Raw genomic sequence first — 16,984 nt, forward strand, 5'->3', positions numbered from 1 at the left:
TTCTTGCCCTAGCTGTTAAAATAATAAAGAATATATAAAAACATATTAAGCTAAGAGAATTATCAAAATTTAAGAATAAAATACATGATTAATTAACAACTTGGCTTATGTAAAACACGAATGAATTCAAGACTTAACAATTTAAAAATCGGCCGAAATAAATTAATGAGGCTTTTATCGATCATCGTTTGATCAAGAGCAGATATCGATGATCATCTACTAAAATACGAAAAAAGAATAAAACTTTTCAGAGGTATATACGCTCTTGTTATCGTTTTTGCATCTCTGATAAGTTTTGTAACCTTAGTTATTACACCTAAAACGAATAATAATAACTTTTTCGCTCAATTTGCAAAAGTAACGTTACTTTTAACTTTTTTTGTATTCATAGCTGACTGGTTAGCTCATGCATTTACTTACAAGTATGCAATGCGCCAACCAAAGCTAGAATTCGTCAAAGCATTATTAAAATACTTTTTCACATTTAATAGTATTGTTATTATTCTATGTATCTTATCGTCGGGTCAAGCTATAAAATTTTTCGTCAGTGAATTAAGTCCTACTAATGAATTAATTTTTGCATCATTCCAATCGTTAGCTTTAGTTAAAACAATTAGATTGTTCATGGTTTTAAGCTTATTTAAACCATTCGGAGCTATTACTAATGTATTTGTCAATCAAAAGAAGTTGTTGGCTTCAGTATTCTTGATCATCATTGTTTTAATCATCTTGTTTGCAATTATCATTTGGTCTCAAGAAACAGTTGAATTACTTCGTGTTAAATCTGCTTTCTTAGCTAAAGTAAGTGATAACTACTTGAACTTCCCTCAATTTACTTTATTTATTCAACTAAGTAAACTTATGAAAGGATCTGTACAGTACGAAGATATTATCAATAAGATTACAGATGGTGAAGTTCAAGCAGCCGCAAACGTTTTAAATCCAACTGATGCAGCTAGCTTTGCTAGTTTAAGTTCAGGATATGTTCAAAACTTTACTGAAGCATTCTACTTTACAACAATAACACTAACAACAGTTGGTTATGGTGATTTTGTTCCCCATGCACCAATATCAAGAGTGATTGTTAGTTTTATCTCTTTATTAGCAATTTCAATCATCGCAATTCCTTCAGGGATTATCGCTGGTTCATTCTTAAGTGAAATGCAAAAAGCAGCTGAAAAAAATAAATCAAGAAAGAAAAAACCTGATAATAAAAAAGAACAAGTTGTTACAACTACTGATAAGAAAAAACCATTGGATCAATGTGAATTTATTCCAATTAAACAAAGTTAATAAAATAATTGATATATGAAAGATCTTTTAGATAAAGATAGACAACTATCATTAAGTAAAAACGCAATGAAAAATGCGACCAAAGTTATCAAACGTGGGAACATTTTCATGTTAGCAATTGGTCTATTGTTAGGGACTAGTTTTAATGCTGTAATTGCTTCATTAGCAAATGATGTAATTATTGCAGCAATCGCTAAATTATATAACGTTCAAGACTTGCAAAAATGACAAGTTAATGGGATTTTAATTGGGAAATTCTTTGCAGCATTAATTAGCTTTATAATTATCAACGTAATTATAATAGCGGCGCTATTCGTACCGTATTACATTTTAGAAGTTCGCAAAGCTATTAAAGCAAAGCATTTACTTGCAGAAGGAATTAATCCACCTAAAGATAAACCTGTTGAAGTAAGTAAAGACGAAAAGATTATTGAATTACTAGAATACAACAACATGTTGTTAGAACAACAGATTATGATCTTTGGAAAAGTTCATAATATTAAAGTTGAGATCTTATCTAAAAAGTTTAGCGATTCTGTTGTTACTGTTCCATTTGAAATTAATAATACACAAACTCAAAGTGAGGAAACAACAAACCTAACAAGAATGTTAAGATCTAGTGCGCAAAATGCTGTAAGTACAGATAACTGAAGTGATAGTTAAAATCAGGTTGAATAGCTACAAAAAAACAGAGATAAAAAAAGGAGATGAATTATTCATCTCCTTTTTTTATTTGTTAAATTACTAACTCATCAACTTCTACGTTAACTTCTTTTAAAGCTTTTTTTAGATCATCATTTAGATCTTTTGTTTTTAGAGTCTCAACATAATCTAATAACTCTTGCTTAAAACTAGTTTTTTTAACTTCAGCTTTTATTCTTAATTTAGCTATTTCACCTTTAGAAACTGATCCATATTTTTTGATCATTAACCGATCTTCAATTAGGATTGGTATAAACATAATGAATAAGAAAACGAATAGAACTAGAACTAATAGAATTCTTGAAATATAAACGTTTTTATATTGTTCATTAAACGGAATATTATAAAGCAATAATGCATCTGCTATCGGTTGGAAGAACGTTAAACTAACTGAAGCTACCATAGTAATAATTGCACAAACTGCACTAGGAACAAAGATCTTAGATTTATTAACTTTAATCCGATTAGTTTTTCGATTAACTAACCCACCCATGATTGCAATTACAATATAAACAAAAGCAATCACAGATGTTCAGTTTGCCATTAAATCTGAAAAACTGTAGATTCTTCCCACACCAGTTCCATAGTCAGCATCTGAATAAACATTATCTATATAACCTAAACCACCAATTAAACTAAAAACAACCACTAAAGGAACTGCTAAAACTAAGTTATATAGCATCCCAACTACTACTCTATTGGGATTAATCTTATTAATTAGTTTCATACTAAAAGGTACTTCAAACTTTTTAATAAGATCTTCCATAAACCGATTAGCTCATAAACTTAATCCGTTAACGATTCCTAGAATTCCTATACCAATTGTAATTTGAAACACCGCATAAAGTGGTAATAGTTTATTTCTAGTAAAATATGCTTTAAACCCAAAAGGAGAACCATCAGTTGATCCTAATGACATGGCAATCGCCATGATTAGATAAACTAAGGTAACAAATAATAACCCTATTAAGATTGCTAAAGGAGTTTTTTTAGGTTGTTTCATTTCAGTTTGAATTCCAGCAGCATAATAAAACCCATCATAAGCAAAATAGATTCCACCCACTGAGATAAATAAACCAAATCCCGGTGAAAGATTGCTAAAGCTATATATAGTCGCTAGATCAGTCGTTTTAACGTTTTGAAACCCTAATCCAATCTTGGGATCAACTGGTTTAGAATCGTTATGATTAAAGATTACAAAACCTAAAATTATTGCTAATAATAACGGTAAAAACTTAACAACTGAGATGATTAAATTTTGAAAATTCGCTGCTGATGAACTAAGCCCAGAAACAACAATAAAGTAAGCCGATATTCCTAAAGATACAAGCATTAAAATCGCTCAATCTGCTTGCGTATTTAATCCATGGTAATTCTCATTGAATCCCCTAATTCCATCTTGTATGGATAAAAGAAAGAAAAACGGCATAAAAAAATAGGTTAATGGTACATAAATATAGACCATGAAATTCTTACACGTTTTGTATACGTAATGATTATTAAACGTTTGACATCATCCAATAATCGATAAATTATCATTACGTACGCTTGAAATTTCTACTAAAGCTAATGCCATAGAAGTAACAGAAAACGCTGCAAATAACCAACTAAAAATTGCAAATGCTAAAGAATAATGTGAATTCTGTAATACTGCTTGAGCTTTAAAAAAGATTCCAGCTCCAATTGATGAACCAATCGCGATTGTAATCCCTGAAAAAAATCCAATCTTCTTGGATTTAGGAGCAACCTTTAACGATCGGCTCTTATTGTTGATTCTTATCATAGACATCGTTATGTTTTTTTCTTAATAAAAATTAGCTTATCTAAGATCTAGATAAGTGTTAATATGATCTAACTAAATAAATGATCAGTTTATTATTGGTTTTTTAGTTGGTTAATCTGATCTGATAAACTACTGGCATAATCACCACACACCAAAGACAAGTCGTGACTAGCTCACATCATCCCATTAATTTTTAAGCGATTTTTAATCTGATCTTGATTAACTTTGGTTTTATCAGCTACGTTGATTTTAATCGTATTCAACGTGGCTGTGGTAGTTTGAATATTATCAATTCCACCTAAGATATTAATAAACTCGTTAAGATCAAAAGGGATTTTTTCTGATTTAATTAATTCTTGATTAATTTGACTTGAAATTCTTTTAGCTTTTTTAGTAGCTACTAATTTTAAAATACCAAAGGTAATAATATTTAAAAAGATTCAAGTAAACTTATTCATTTTAGATAGAAACAGGTCTGATCAAATTAATCAAAAATATATTAGATATGTATCTAATTATAAGATTTTTAATTTTAGCTAATAACTAAAATTAGTAAATAAACGTTTTTTGCAATCTTTGGATGTAACTTCTTAGATCGTTGATCGAAACATAATCTGCTTGAGATTTAACTGCACTAATCTCAATATTAGTAGAACTTAACCCTTTTCTAATTACTGCACCATCTGCTACAATTCTTGGACAAGCATCATGATCGCAGTAATTTTCTTTAATCTCGATTCTGATCTTAGTATCGATCGGCAAAATAATCGGCGATTGAATCGTGGTAAAACTTGAATGTAATAATGGGTATAGTTCAACCATTTGGATCGCTTTAATTCCAGGGAATAGGATGGCACCATTGGCAGATTTATTAATCCCAGTAGATCCTGTTGTTGTTGAAATTAACAACCCGGTACCTCTGAATTTTTGATAAAACTCATTATCGATAAAAATATCATACCCATACGCTGTTGTTGAATTGATATTGAATTCATTCAAAGCATGGTATATCTGATCATCAATCTGCAACCTAATAAAATCTAATTGCGTGTATTTTAAGTGGTCTAAACGATCAGAGATCGTATCAATATTAGTCTCATTAAAACTAGTATAAAAACCTAAACTACCACCATTGATACCAATGATCTTTAAGCCTTTGCGATCATATTTGATCGCATTCTTAATAAAAGTGCCATCACCGCCATTAATAAATAAGTAGTCTGATTGATTTGGATCATCAACTTCAACTAACTTCTTATTTAATTCTTTTTTAATTAATGGTTTAAGTGTTTCTGATTTAGGTGCTAATGAAGATATTAAACAATATGTCTTATTCATCTTCTTTAACTAAACCAGTTGAACCTAGCGAGCTTTCTTCATCAAACCAGTATTCATCTAGATAGTAAGCCTTAACATCAGCTACTTCTCTTAAGAATACTCTAATATCAGTTGAGTTGTATCCTACCATCAATCTTTTCGGAATTCCTGATTTATCATACTGTAAGATGATTGGTCTTTTTAAGATTGATGGGTGTTCATTAACTAAAGTAATTAATTGACTAATTGTTAATTCGTCAATATTAACTTTATTGTTTTGTAAGTATTTCGATCTCGTCGAGATAATGTCAAAAACGCCATTTTCAGTCAATGACAAAATGTCATTAAAGTACTTTTCATCAATCGCTGTCTTATAGAAATTAACTTCTTTATGTTGAATATTATGTTCTCTAAAGAAACGTCTAACTCTAGTACAGCCAATACATGATGCTGTAATGAATAAAACTATATTGTTGCTTTGATTGTTTTGATTATCTGTCATGGTGTCTAATTGTCACAAGATCGTTTTATATTTATATCTTTATAATATATCTTACATATTATAGTTATATAATGAATAAGATAATATCTGGCATACAATCGACCGGATCGTTACATATTGGTAATTATTTAGGTTCGATTTCTAAAAATATTAATTTGCAAAACAAATATCAATTGAATTTGTTTGTGGCAAATTTACATACAATTACCGTGGATTTTGATCCATTAGTATCTAGACAAAATATTATCCAACTTGTAAAAATTTATTTGGCAAGTGGGTTTGATACTACTAAAAATAACATCTTCTTACAATCTGAAATTAATGAACATGCTGCACTAGGTCACGTATTGTTATGTCATACGACAATGGGTGAATTGGAAAGAATGACTCAATATAAGGATAAGAAACAAAAGTTTGTCCAAAGTAATCAAACGATTAAGATTCCTACAGGATTATTGACTTATCCGACTTTAATGGCTGCTGATATCTTACTTTATCAATCTGATTATGTATGTGTTGGCGAAGATCAAAAACAACACCTAGAATTAACTAGAGATATTGCGATCAGAATGAATAAGAAATATGGAGAGCTATTTAAAGTTCCTGAACCAATTATTGCTAAAGTAGGATCTAGAATTATGGATTTAAATAATCCTGATAAAAAGATGTCTAAATCATCTTTATCTAAAAAAGGAATTATTAATCTAGATGATTCTAGAGAAGAAGTTTTAGCAAAGATTAAATCAGCTAAAACAGATAATTTAAATAAAGTTAATTTTGATTATAAGACACAACCAGAGATATCAAACTTAGTAGGCATTTATTATGGTGCGATTAACGATCACTTTAATGTAGGGCTAAAGAGTGCGAAATATAACAAATCTTTAGATGAAGAAGTCACTCCTGCTGATATTATCAACAACTTCGAGAATAAATCTTATAAGGATTTCAAAGAAGAGTTGTTCGAATTGATCTGAAATATCTTGGACAATATCCAAACAAATATGAAAAATATAACTGATGAAGACGTTCTAAAAGTGTTGAAGAACGGTAAAGAAAATCTTTTACCGATCGCACAAAAAACATTATTAAGCGTTTATCAAAAACTAGGAATGGTTGTTTAATCATGAATAATAAAAAACTATTAATAATGTCCGATTTGGATGGCACACTTCTAAACAGTCAAAGTAAGTTAAGTAGCCAAACAATTAAGGTAGTTAAACTAATCAACAAGTTAGGTCACCACTTTTGTATCGCTACTGGAAGACCTTCTAGAGCTTCGACTGATATTTACAACCAATTAGGTTTAAATACGGTAATGGCTAATCTTAATGGGTCATATATTTGACATCCAAGAGATCGACACTTCAAAGCAATTAATTTAAGTTTTTCTAAGGATTTAGTTAAAAACCTTATACATAAAACATCAATTATTAAACTTGTTGATAATTTTATCGTTGAAAACAACGACGGAACTTACATAATGAATGAGCCAGTAAGTAACAAAGAACTTGATGAGTTGTTACATTGTTTTCATATTGATGGTAAAGATAATTGCACATTCGGTCAAGAGAAAATTCTTAACTTGAGACAAGATCCAAATACAATCTTATTGCAAGTTAAAAACCCTAATAATATCGATGAAGTAGTTTTTCAACTAAAAGAATGTTTTAGCACGTTCATTGTTAGAAAATGATCATTACCTGTTTCAGGTAATATTATTGAAGTTAATACTGTTTATGCTAATAAAGGAAACGCATTAGATTATCTAAGTAGTTATTACGGGATTCCAAAAGAATATGTTGTTTCTTTTGGTGATGGCGAAAACGATATTGAGATGTTACAAAAATCACGTTTTGGTTATGCAATGAAAAATGCGATTTCAAGCGCTAAATTATTAGCTAGATACATTACAAAATATAACAATAATGATCATGGTGTAGCGTTTGAACTTTATCACAAAATCATTAAACGTTCGCTTAAAAATTCGTAAAATATACGGTAAAATTCGCTATTTTTATGAATCATTTTTATTAGATAAATACAAGTTAAATTATCTATGTAAACACTATCCTAGAATTGTCTTCAATTTCATGATGGTGTTTATTTTTTGTAATAACTCAACCAAGATCCCAAACATTATTCGTTAGTAATTACTTATAAGTTTTAAAAAGCTCTCGCTTTTTTCTATCGACTTATTACTACTTATCTATCTTATATTAGAGGTAGATATAGCTAAGCATAAATATCTGTGAAAAATAATTGTATCTATCTTTTAAATAAAAAACAATAATCATTAGCTAAATGAATTATTGTCTTGAGTGAATCTTGAACTGATTTTTTAAGTAATTTTATTTGTTACTATCATCAACAATCGAGATTGTTTTTTGAATTATCTCTTTAAATTGATTGTGTCTACTTGAATGAGCAATATATGTTGAGATGTTCTTTAGTTTTGGATTTGCTCGTTTCATTGCAAACTTATATGAAGCAATCTCAAACATTGAATAATCATTAAGCGAATCACCGATTGCAGCAGTTTGATCTAAACTAATGTTTTCTAAATCACAAACTTTTCTTAAAGCAAAAGCTTTATTAATATTTTTAGTAGTTATCTCTAAAAAAGTCGGAAAAACATTAGCAATTTCTACAGAGTCAGCATAATTTTTTGCAACAAATCCGTTGAACTCTGCTAATCGTTTACGCTTAGTGCTAATCAAATTAATTTTATAGTATTCGCCTTCAACAAATTCTTTAGTGCAAAAACTCTTATTCTTATTAAAAGAGGCAATTATTCTTCCAATGAAATTATCAGATAAGACAACACTAGAATTAACTTGATCAGTAACTAAATAACCCTGGAAAGCAATCTTATTCTTTTTGCAATAATCAAAGATTACTTTAGTCGTTTCTGAATCAACACTGTGTTCGTATAATTTAGTTAATTCAGATTGTTCGTTGACTTTAAATAAGACAGAACCATTATAAGAGCAAAGATAATCGATCTTTACACCAGCGGTTTGCAACTCATTTACAACCCGTTTAGCGCTTAAATAAGATCTCCCTGTGATGATTGCAATCACCACATCAGGAAGCTTTTTTCTTAAGTCTAGTAAAGAATTAATCACTTTTTTAGTGACTTTTTTACGAATTGATAATAAGGTACCATCCAGATCAATGCCAATTAGTTTTAATTGTCTGCTCTTATCTAAGTCACTCATTATTTAATTGATATAACTTTCTTTTTATTTTTTTCCACTTATGGAATTTAATCATCCAGAGATGATCTTCTTTACTAGTAGAACGACTAAACCTATGAGAATTAAGTAAACTAAAAAGATCTTTCAGTTTCTACTATTAGCAGCAGCTATTGCGCGTTCCATATCTGCTTCTTCAATTGGTGCTCTACCATAAAAGTTTTCAATAGCTCTAGCTCTAATAGAACTATTGATAATCATATAGATATGAATGATTAACGTACTTATTCCTAGAGTTCCATTAACAATGATTGAATATAATGGTCATTTATCTAATTCATTATTAGGTTTTAAAACGTATAAATAACCAAATCTTTTAGCTTCATTAATCTGTTCTCTTGTAAAATCTTGATTAAAATTAGCAATCTTAACCAGATTAATTGTGAATGCAGTCACTAATGTGACGATGATCCCAATTACAACTGTAAGATAGATTCCTGCAGCTAATCAGTTGATATTAACTGGAATCAATCTTAAGTTTTTATAAGCACGTTTAATGTTAACTGAAATTTGAGTCTTACTAAAGATATATTGTTGTTTTGCTCCACTTTTGATATTAGCATAGCTACTAATCGTGCGATAGCCAACAAGTAATGTCAAGACCCCTAAAGGAAGTGCAGCTCAAACAATATGTCAAGACTGATTATTGTAATAAATATATAAACACAATAAGATTAAGCCTGCACAAAATCCTAGAATAACTAACAACCCAAAGATTAAACCTAAAGTGTTATAAAAGATCTCTTTCTTATAAAATCAAGGGATTTTTTGATCTAAATTGCTCAGACTTTGAGCTGATTCTTCTTGAAGGTTAGTAACCTTTAATGAGCCTGGATCAAAAACGCCATGGTAGTTCTGTTCTTGGAGTTGAGCAGCTCTTGAAGACGCGTTAATATTACCGCCATAATTATTATTATGGCCAGCATTAACTCCTAAATCTAGCGTTTTAGTTTGCTCATTATTCATGCTTGTTTTTTTAGTTTATCTATTAAAAATTAATTATAAAAGATTTTCTAAAAATCGTTATCTAAATCGATGTCAAAAGTACTGTTGAACTCTAGATCACTCATTGAGTTGTTAGGTTCAAATGGAGGCAATCTTAATTTATCCATTCCATGAATTGCATCGATATCATCAAAATTACTTGTTAGTTCGTAATCATTGATTCTAAAGTTTTCATCTAAATAAGTATTACGATTTGAATAAATTAGATCGTTAGAATTGAAAATATCATTGTCTATACTTTCAAGTTCACTGAAGAATTCTTTAGGTTGATGATTTGAGAAGTATTCATAACCATGATTATCAACGATTGGATCATAACGTCTGAAGTTACCGTAGTTATTATTTACACTTTGGTTGAATTGGTTACGGTAAAGTTGTTCGTAGTTACGTCTAAGGTTTGGTTGAGGAATTTTGATACTTTCAAAAGTTGAACTTGGTTGAGATGCTCTTAAACTTTCAAAGCTTTGAGTAGGTTGAGACATTCTCATACTTTCATAGCTTGCATTTGGTTGAGACATTCTTGCACTTTCAAAGCTACGAATTGCTTGATCTATGTAATCGTTTGATACTGATACGTTGCGTTTATTAGCTAGATCACTAATTCGTTTGTAATCAGATTTGATCTTTCTAATTTGTTGTGCATAGATAGATTTCAGATCACTGATCTTTTTATTGTAGAAGCTGATCGCTCTAGTTTTATTAGCGTGTTCAGCACGTAATTCTTGAATTTGTTCTTGAATGAATTTGTGATCGTTAGCACTAAGTTGTCTCACTCTTACATCGTGTTGCAACTTGTTAAGTTGTGAACTGATAATTGGTAAGTCTTTTTGTAATAACGCGATTTCGTTCTTAAGTGTTGATAAGATGTAGTTGTAATTCTTAGTTGCTTCTGCTTCAGAGTTCTTAAGAATTTGTTTAATATTTTGAATACTTTGTTTAACTTTAGCTTGGTATTCTTCAGATTTGAAGACATTGCTTGTAGTTAATTGAACATCTTCATAGTTCATGATGCGATCGATTAATTCATATAGATCGTAGTTATTTTCATTAACTAATGATAATGAATTATCAAAGTCGAATTCACTAGTTGGTTCACCAAAGTTGCTTGTAGTTCTTTGTTTTCTTGAAACTTTAGGTGATGAAGGATAAATTTCTTCAGTAATTTCAGAAGTTAATGCTAATTGATTAGATCTAACTTCTTCACGAATATCGTTCATTTCTGAACGTAATTGGTTCTTAATTTGATTGAATGATTCCATTTGAAGTTTAGTTAATTCTTCAAACTTACTAAAGTATTGTTTGAATAGTTCTTCTGAACGTTTTTCTAAAAACTGTTTCAATTCTGCCATATCCTTTTTGTACTCTTCGTTGGTTACAGCAATTTGGTTTGCACTTACTTGTTGTTGAATTACTGGTTCAGTTACATCTAATTGTAGTTCAACTTCTTGAACTACATCAGTAAGTACTTCATCATCACCTTCAACGATTAGTTGATCAAATCCTTGGTTTTCATCTAATTCCATGAATTTATCATCAAACTTAGTATCTAAGATTGGTTCGTCTAGAGATGATTTTGTAAATGAATCAACTTTAGCAGATTGTTGTAATGTAGAAGAATTGATTAAATCATTAGTTTCTTCTAATAATTGATCGATCATATCTTTTGAACTAGAAGAATCAGCAGTTGAGAATTCAGCCTTTAATTCTTCGTATAATTCACCATTAGCTAATGGTTGTTCTAAACCTAAATCTAATGCAGTTTTTTCTAAAGATGATTTTTCATCGAATTTAGGTAAGTCACTAAATTGTGATTTAGTTTCAAATTTAAATTGATCGTTAAATTTAGGAGGAACATAATCATCTAATAATGATCGTTCTTTATTAATTTGAACTGGTTCAAGTGGTTTGATTACATCGATTGGTTCAACTTTTGGACGGTATTCTCTATTTACAGTAGGAAGTTTGAATTCAACCTTATTGAATAAACCTTGTTGATCATCAAACTTAGGCATGTAATCATCTAATAATGATCGTTCTTGTTTAAATTGAAGTTGTTCAATTGGTTCAAGTTTGTCATCATATTTAGGTGTAATTAAATCATCTTTAATTGATGTTGATTTAACTTCAAATTTAGGTGATAGATCATCTAATAATGATCTTGGTTTTTCAAGTTGAACTTGTTCAAGTGGTTTGATTACATCAACACGTTCAGGTTGAATGATTTCAACTGGTTTATTAACAGCTTGAGCAGTTGATTCAACTTCTTTGTTATCAGCTAAAACAGTCAAGCTAGTTTCTGGGGTTGATGAAACTTCTTGTTTTTGAGGTAACAATAATTGTGAATCTTGTTTAAAGAACTGATGAACGTTACTCATTGATTCTTCTTTAGCAACTTTAACAGGATCAACTTTTACTTCTTCTAAGAAATGAAGTGGTTTATTAACAAATTGTTCTTCTTTCTTCTCAAAACCAGAGAACACATAATCAGAACCTCGACGAGATGTTGATGCATTATGTAAACTAATTACATCTAAATCGCGAATATTACTAAAGCTATCGAATTCTTCTTTATAAACTTTAGGTTTGCTTATTTCATTGTGTAGTTCGTTGTGTTGGTTGTTTAATTCAAACTTATCGTTTTGATAAACGATCATTTGGTTTTCAACTTCTTTAGCTGGAGATAATAATGGACTTGCTTTAGGAACAAAGTTGTTAAGTGTGATTAACTCGTTAGGTTTAGTAGTTTCTTGTTGAGCTTTAACTACTTCTTCTTTAATCTTAGCTACTTCTTGATCTTTTAATTTAGCTGACTCAAGGATTGCTTGTTGAGCCTTAGCTAGTTCTAATTCAAGTTCATGAATTCGTTGCTTTTGTAATTCATCTTCAATTAGTTTTTCAGATTTCTTAGTTGATGACTGATCTGGTACGAATTGATCATTTTCATCAAAGTAACCATTTCAAATTCAAACATTCTTATCATTGTAATATCCGAATTGTTCATTACCAATGAATTTGTTGAAGAATGGTTCACTAGCTTTTTCAGGTTCAACTGATTTAGCTTCAACTTCTTGAGATTCTTGAGGTTTAGAGCTTTCTTCTTGCTTACTGAATTCTTCGATTACTTCTTCAGATTTTGTAACTGAAGATTGATCTGGAACGAATTGATCATTTTCATCGAAGTAACCATTTCAAACTCAAACGTTCTTATCGTTGTAATAACCGTAATCTTCATTACCTATGAACTTATTGAAGAATGGTTCTTCTTCAACTAAAGTTACTTTGTCTTCTTTTTCGACTACAACTTCTTGAGATTCTTGAGATTTATTGATTTCTTCTTGTTTAGTGAATTCTTCAATTAGTAGATCAACTTTTTGAGTTTGAGTTTCTTTGTCTGAGACAAAATTATTTTCGTCATCGAAATAACCATTTCAAACTCAAACGTTCTTATCGTTGTAATAACCGTATTCTTCGTTACCAATGAACTTGTTGAAGAATGGTTCTTCCTCAACTAAAGTTACTTTGTCTTCTTTTTCAACTAAAACTTCTTCAACAGTTGGTTTAGGTGAATCGAATTCAACGATTTCTTTAACTGGTTGAGCATCAACGTCTATTACAGTAACTTGAAGACCTGTTTCAAATTTAGGTTCGTTTTCTGGTAAGTCTAGAGTTATAGTTTCAACTGGTTTAGCTTCAACATCAACTAAAGTAACAGTATCAACAGGTTGAGGTTCAACATCAACTACACTAACTTGAAGGTCGGTTTCAACTTTTACTTCATCTTTAGGTAGTTCTAAATTAACAACTTCAACTGGTTTAGTTTTTAAGATGTTGTTGATATCAAAATCAGAAACTTCATTAATTGTTGGAGTTACTTGAACAATTGTGTCAGTATCAAATGTTGGTTCATCAACTACATTAACACTTACAGGTAGCGTTTCATCAATATATGTTGGTTGTTGAATAGTTGAAACTGGTTTAGTAACAACTTCTGGCTGTTCAAAGATTTGAAGATCAATCTTTTCAGCTACTGGTTCAACGAATTCGATCTTCTTAACTTCTTCAACAGGTTTTTTAATAAAGAAATCTAATTTAGAAGCTTGAGATTCAACTTCTAAAGAAGGATTAATGTTAATTGGTTGAACATCAACATCAGATGATGCAACATTAACATCTACCTTGATTTCATCAGTTAGATGAGTAATCTGATCATATTTAGGTTGACTAATAATTGGCTGAATTACATCCTGTTGTACTAAATTGAATTGGTCTAGATTTATTGGTGTAGGAGCAAATGCTTGTTGAGATGCTTCTGGAACAAAGCTGTTTGTATCAACACTAATTACATCATCTGCTACAGCATCTTCTAAAACAACTGGAGCTTGAGCTAGTAATTGATCAGAGTCACTACGTTTTGAGAAATCAAATACTTGTTCTTGAGGTTGAAGATTAACTTCATTACCAGCAACTGGTAAGCTCAGTTTTTCTTCTTCAAAAACAGGTGTAATTTTTAGTTCTTCTGGTTGAGCTGGAGTAGCTGCAGGGTTTAATAAACCACGGATTTCAAATTCTTCACCAACATCGATCTGACTATCATCAATTTGTTGAATGATGTTTTCAGCATATTCTTCTGATTCAACAACAACTAAAGCGTTTTGAGAAGGATCAGTTGATTTTGGTACATCTCCTGGTAAAACACCTTGTTCTGGGGTGTAAATTAAATTACCATCGAAGTCATAGAAGTTACCTGCTTCGTCAAAGTGACCAGTTCAGATTCATTCAGATGATTCATCATAGTAACCAAAGTCAATGTTACCAATGAATTGTTGAATATCGAATCCAAATGACGGTTCTACAGTAGAACCATCGTCAATAACTGCTGGTAAAGCAGGTTCAACTGATTCAGATTCAACTTCCTCGTATTGAACAAACTCATCATCTGTAGCTGATTCTCCAACTACATCTTCTAGAGCTTGTTCAGCCATTTGTTCTACAGCTTGTTCATCTAATGATACCGAGTCGGTGTAATCTTCTTGTTGAGGAATGAACATTCCATATTCATTAAAGTACCCTCTTCAAACTCATTCATCGTCTTCGTTGTAGTATCCATAATACTCATCACCAACGTAGTGACTTCAGTTGATTTCATCACCTGAAACAACATCATCAGTTTGAATCAATCCTTTATCAATACCTTCGTCTTCAACGTGAGTGAATTCATCGTAGAACTGATTATCAGTATCGACCATAACATCTTCTGGATGTTGGTCGTATTGTTCAGCAAGAACTTCTTCGGGTTGTTGTTCTTCGTATTGAACTTCTTCTTCGTACTGTTCAGGTTGAGTTTCTTCGTATTGTTCAACTTGAACTTCTTCTGGCTGCTGATCGTATTCTTCAACAGCAACTTCTTCAGGTTGTTCCTCAGCCTGAGCTTCTTCGTATTCTTCTGCTTGAACTTCTTCAGCTTCAGGTTGTTGTTCGTATTCCTCGGCTACAGCTTCTTCAGATGCAACTTCAACTTGTTCTTCAGGCGCAGATTCTTCTACAACTTCTTGAGGTTGTTCAGTTGCTTCTTCAGCTACAACTTCTTCAGGTTGTTGTTCAACTACTGGTTGTTCAACAGCTTCTTCAGATTCAGCCTCTTGAGGTTGTTCTTCAACTTGAACTTCTTCTTCGTACTGTTCAGGTTGAGCTTCTTCTGGTTGTTGTTCAACTACTGGTTCTTCAACAACTTCTTCTGGTTGAGCAGGTTCTTCTACTGGTTGCTCTTCACTAGCAGCTACTTGTTCTTCACTTACAGGTTCAGCGTATTGTTCTTCACTAACTGGTTGACCTGATTCGTCATAGTATTCTGGAACGAAGTTGTTGTTTTCATCAAAGTAACCAGCTCAAACTCATTCATTGTTCTCGTCGTAGTAACCGTATCCTTCAACACCAATGAATTGTTCTCAGTATTCTCCTGATTCTGGTTGAGCTTGCTCAGGTTGTTGTTCGTATTGTTCAGCTGGAACTTCTTCAGGTGCAACTTCAACTTCTTCTTGAGGTGAAGATTCTTCAACAACTTCTTCAGGTTGTTCTTCAACTTCTTGAGCTTGAACTTCTTCTTCAACAGGTTGTTCTTCAGCAACAGGTTCTTCTACTGGTTGTTCTTCACTAGCAGCTACTTGTTCTTCACTTACAGGTTCAGCGTATTGTTCTTCACTAACTGGTTGACCTGATTCGTCATAGTATTCTGGAACGAAGTTGTTGTTTTCATCAAAGTAACCAGCTCAAACTCATTCATTGTTCTCGTCGTAGTATCCATATCCTTCAACACCAATGAATTGTTCTCAGTATTCACCTGATTCTGCTTGATCAGCTTCTTGCTCGTATTCTTCAGCTGGAACTTCTTCAGGTGCAGCTTCAACTTCTTCTTCAACAACTTCTTCAGGTTGTTCTTCAGCTTCAACTTGAACTTCCTCTTCTGGTTGTTCTTCTTCAGCAGGTTCTTCAACAACTTCTTCTGGCTGTTCTTCAGCTTCAGCTTCAACTTGTTCTTCTTCTTGTGACTCTTCTTCGACAACTTCTTCTGGTTGTTCTTCTTCTTGTGCTGCTTCTACTTCTTCTTCTACAGCCTCATCATCAACAACTTCATCTTCATTAGGGATAAAGTTATTATCTTCATCGAAGTAACCAGATCAAACTCATTCTTCGTTTTCATCGTAGTATCCATAACCTTCAACACCAATGAATTGTTCTCAGTATTCACCTGATTCTTCTTCTGCTTCAGCGCCTTCTACGTAATAATTGGCAAAGAAATCAAAAGGATTACCTTCTGCATCATATAAAGCAGATGCATCTAGTTCATACTTTTCATATGGCTCAATGAAAATTTCGTTCTCAGGATCATATGAAATATAATAAGCATTATCATCTGCATCAAAAGCTACCTGAATTGAACCATCTTCAGGTAATTGGCCGTTTTCATAGGCTAATGAAGCAGGTAAAACTTCTTCAGCACCGTCATAGAGGTTACCAAATATCGCTTCTGATTCTTCTTCGTTAATGCTTTCAGTAGTATCTATATCATCTTCGAAGTTGTCTTTTTTCTTATTTTTAGTCTTTTTAGCCACAATAAATTCCCTGCCT

At 31.4% G+C, this 16,984-nt stretch carries 11 protein-coding genes; 4 read left to right on the forward strand and 7 right to left on the reverse strand.

The features are described from left to right. Positions 1–120 precede the first annotated feature (120 nt). Complete coding sequence (locus tag H3143_RS02705) at positions 121–1,293, forward strand: potassium channel family protein (RefSeq protein ID WP_182078674.1); 1,173 nt, start codon at positions 121–123, stop codon at positions 1,291–1,293. Positions 1,294–1,308: 15 nt separating this feature from the next. Next, a complete protein-coding gene (locus tag H3143_RS02710) occupies positions 1,309–1,956 on the forward strand; it encodes an MscL family protein (protein WP_182078675.1) in 648 nt (215 codons plus the stop codon). Positions 1,957–2,029: 73 nt separating this feature from the next. On the opposite strand, the gene H3143_RS02715 is transcribed toward H3143_RS02710, so the two are convergent. From H3143_RS02715 to H3143_RS02730, 4 genes are all read right to left on the reverse strand, one after another. Then, a complete protein-coding gene (locus tag H3143_RS02715) occupies positions 2,030–3,778 on the reverse strand; it encodes an APC family permease (RefSeq protein ID WP_228444773.1) in 1,749 nt (582 codons plus the stop codon). Positions 3,779–3,870: 92 nt separating this feature from the next. Then, a complete protein-coding gene (locus tag H3143_RS02720; RefSeq protein WP_182078677.1) occupies positions 3,871–4,236 on the reverse strand; it encodes a PTS sugar transporter subunit IIA in 366 nt (121 codons plus the stop codon). A gap of 91 nt (positions 4,237–4,327) precedes the next feature. Then, positions 4,328–5,116: an NAD(+) kinase gene (locus tag H3143_RS02725; protein ID WP_182078678.1), complete on the reverse strand. Its 789-nt coding sequence runs from the start codon at positions 5,114–5,116 to the stop codon at positions 4,328–4,330. Next, the gene (locus tag H3143_RS02730; RefSeq protein WP_182078679.1) at positions 5,109–5,597 is read right to left on the reverse strand and encodes a Spx/MgsR family RNA polymerase-binding regulatory protein; all 489 of its coding nucleotides are present in this window, start codon (positions 5,595–5,597) and stop codon (positions 5,109–5,111) included. The genes H3143_RS02725 and H3143_RS02730 overlap by 8 nt, the downstream gene beginning before the upstream one ends. A 71-nt stretch (positions 5,598–5,668) precedes the next feature. Between H3143_RS02730 and trpS the strand changes: the two genes are divergently transcribed. Together trpS and H3143_RS02740 are read left to right on the forward strand one after the other, a co-directional pair. Then, entirely contained in the window at positions 5,669–6,721 is a 1,053-nt protein-coding gene (trpS, locus tag H3143_RS02735; RefSeq protein WP_182078680.1) for a tryptophan--tRNA ligase, read from the forward strand. Between the two features lie 2 nt (positions 6,722–6,723). Beyond that, positions 6,724–7,590, forward strand: a complete 867-nt coding sequence (locus H3143_RS02740) for a Cof-type HAD-IIB family hydrolase (RefSeq protein WP_182078681.1) — start codon at positions 6,724–6,726, stop codon at positions 7,588–7,590. 358 nt (positions 7,591–7,948) lie between these two features. Here the strand turns inward: H3143_RS02740 and H3143_RS02745 are convergent, their stop codons facing one another. From H3143_RS02745 to H3143_RS02755, 3 genes are read right to left on the reverse strand one after another with little or no spacing between them, the layout of a single operon-like run. Beyond that, positions 7,949–8,818 carry a Cof-type HAD-IIB family hydrolase gene (locus tag H3143_RS02745; RefSeq protein ID WP_182078682.1) on the reverse strand — a complete coding sequence of 290 codons (870 nt, stop codon included), beginning with the start codon at positions 8,816–8,818 and terminating at the stop codon, positions 7,949–7,951. Positions 8,819–8,842: 24 nt separating this feature from the next. Then, positions 8,843–9,820, reverse strand: coding sequence for an MSC_0882 family membrane protein (locus H3143_RS02750; RefSeq protein WP_228444774.1), 978 nt, complete (start codon positions 9,818–9,820; stop codon positions 8,843–8,845). A gap of 47 nt (positions 9,821–9,867) precedes the next feature. Next, the gene (locus H3143_RS02755; RefSeq protein WP_267128820.1) at positions 9,868–16,968 is read right to left on the reverse strand and encodes an EAGR box-containing protein; all 7,101 of its coding nucleotides are present in this window, start codon (positions 16,966–16,968) and stop codon (positions 9,868–9,870) included. Positions 16,969–16,984: the final 16 nt, after the last annotated feature.

This window comes from Mycoplasma tullyi (assembly GCF_014068355.1).
Taxonomy (GTDB): domain Bacteria; phylum Bacillota_I; class Bacilli_A; order Mycoplasmatales; family Mycoplasmoidaceae; genus Mycoplasmoides; species Mycoplasmoides tullyi.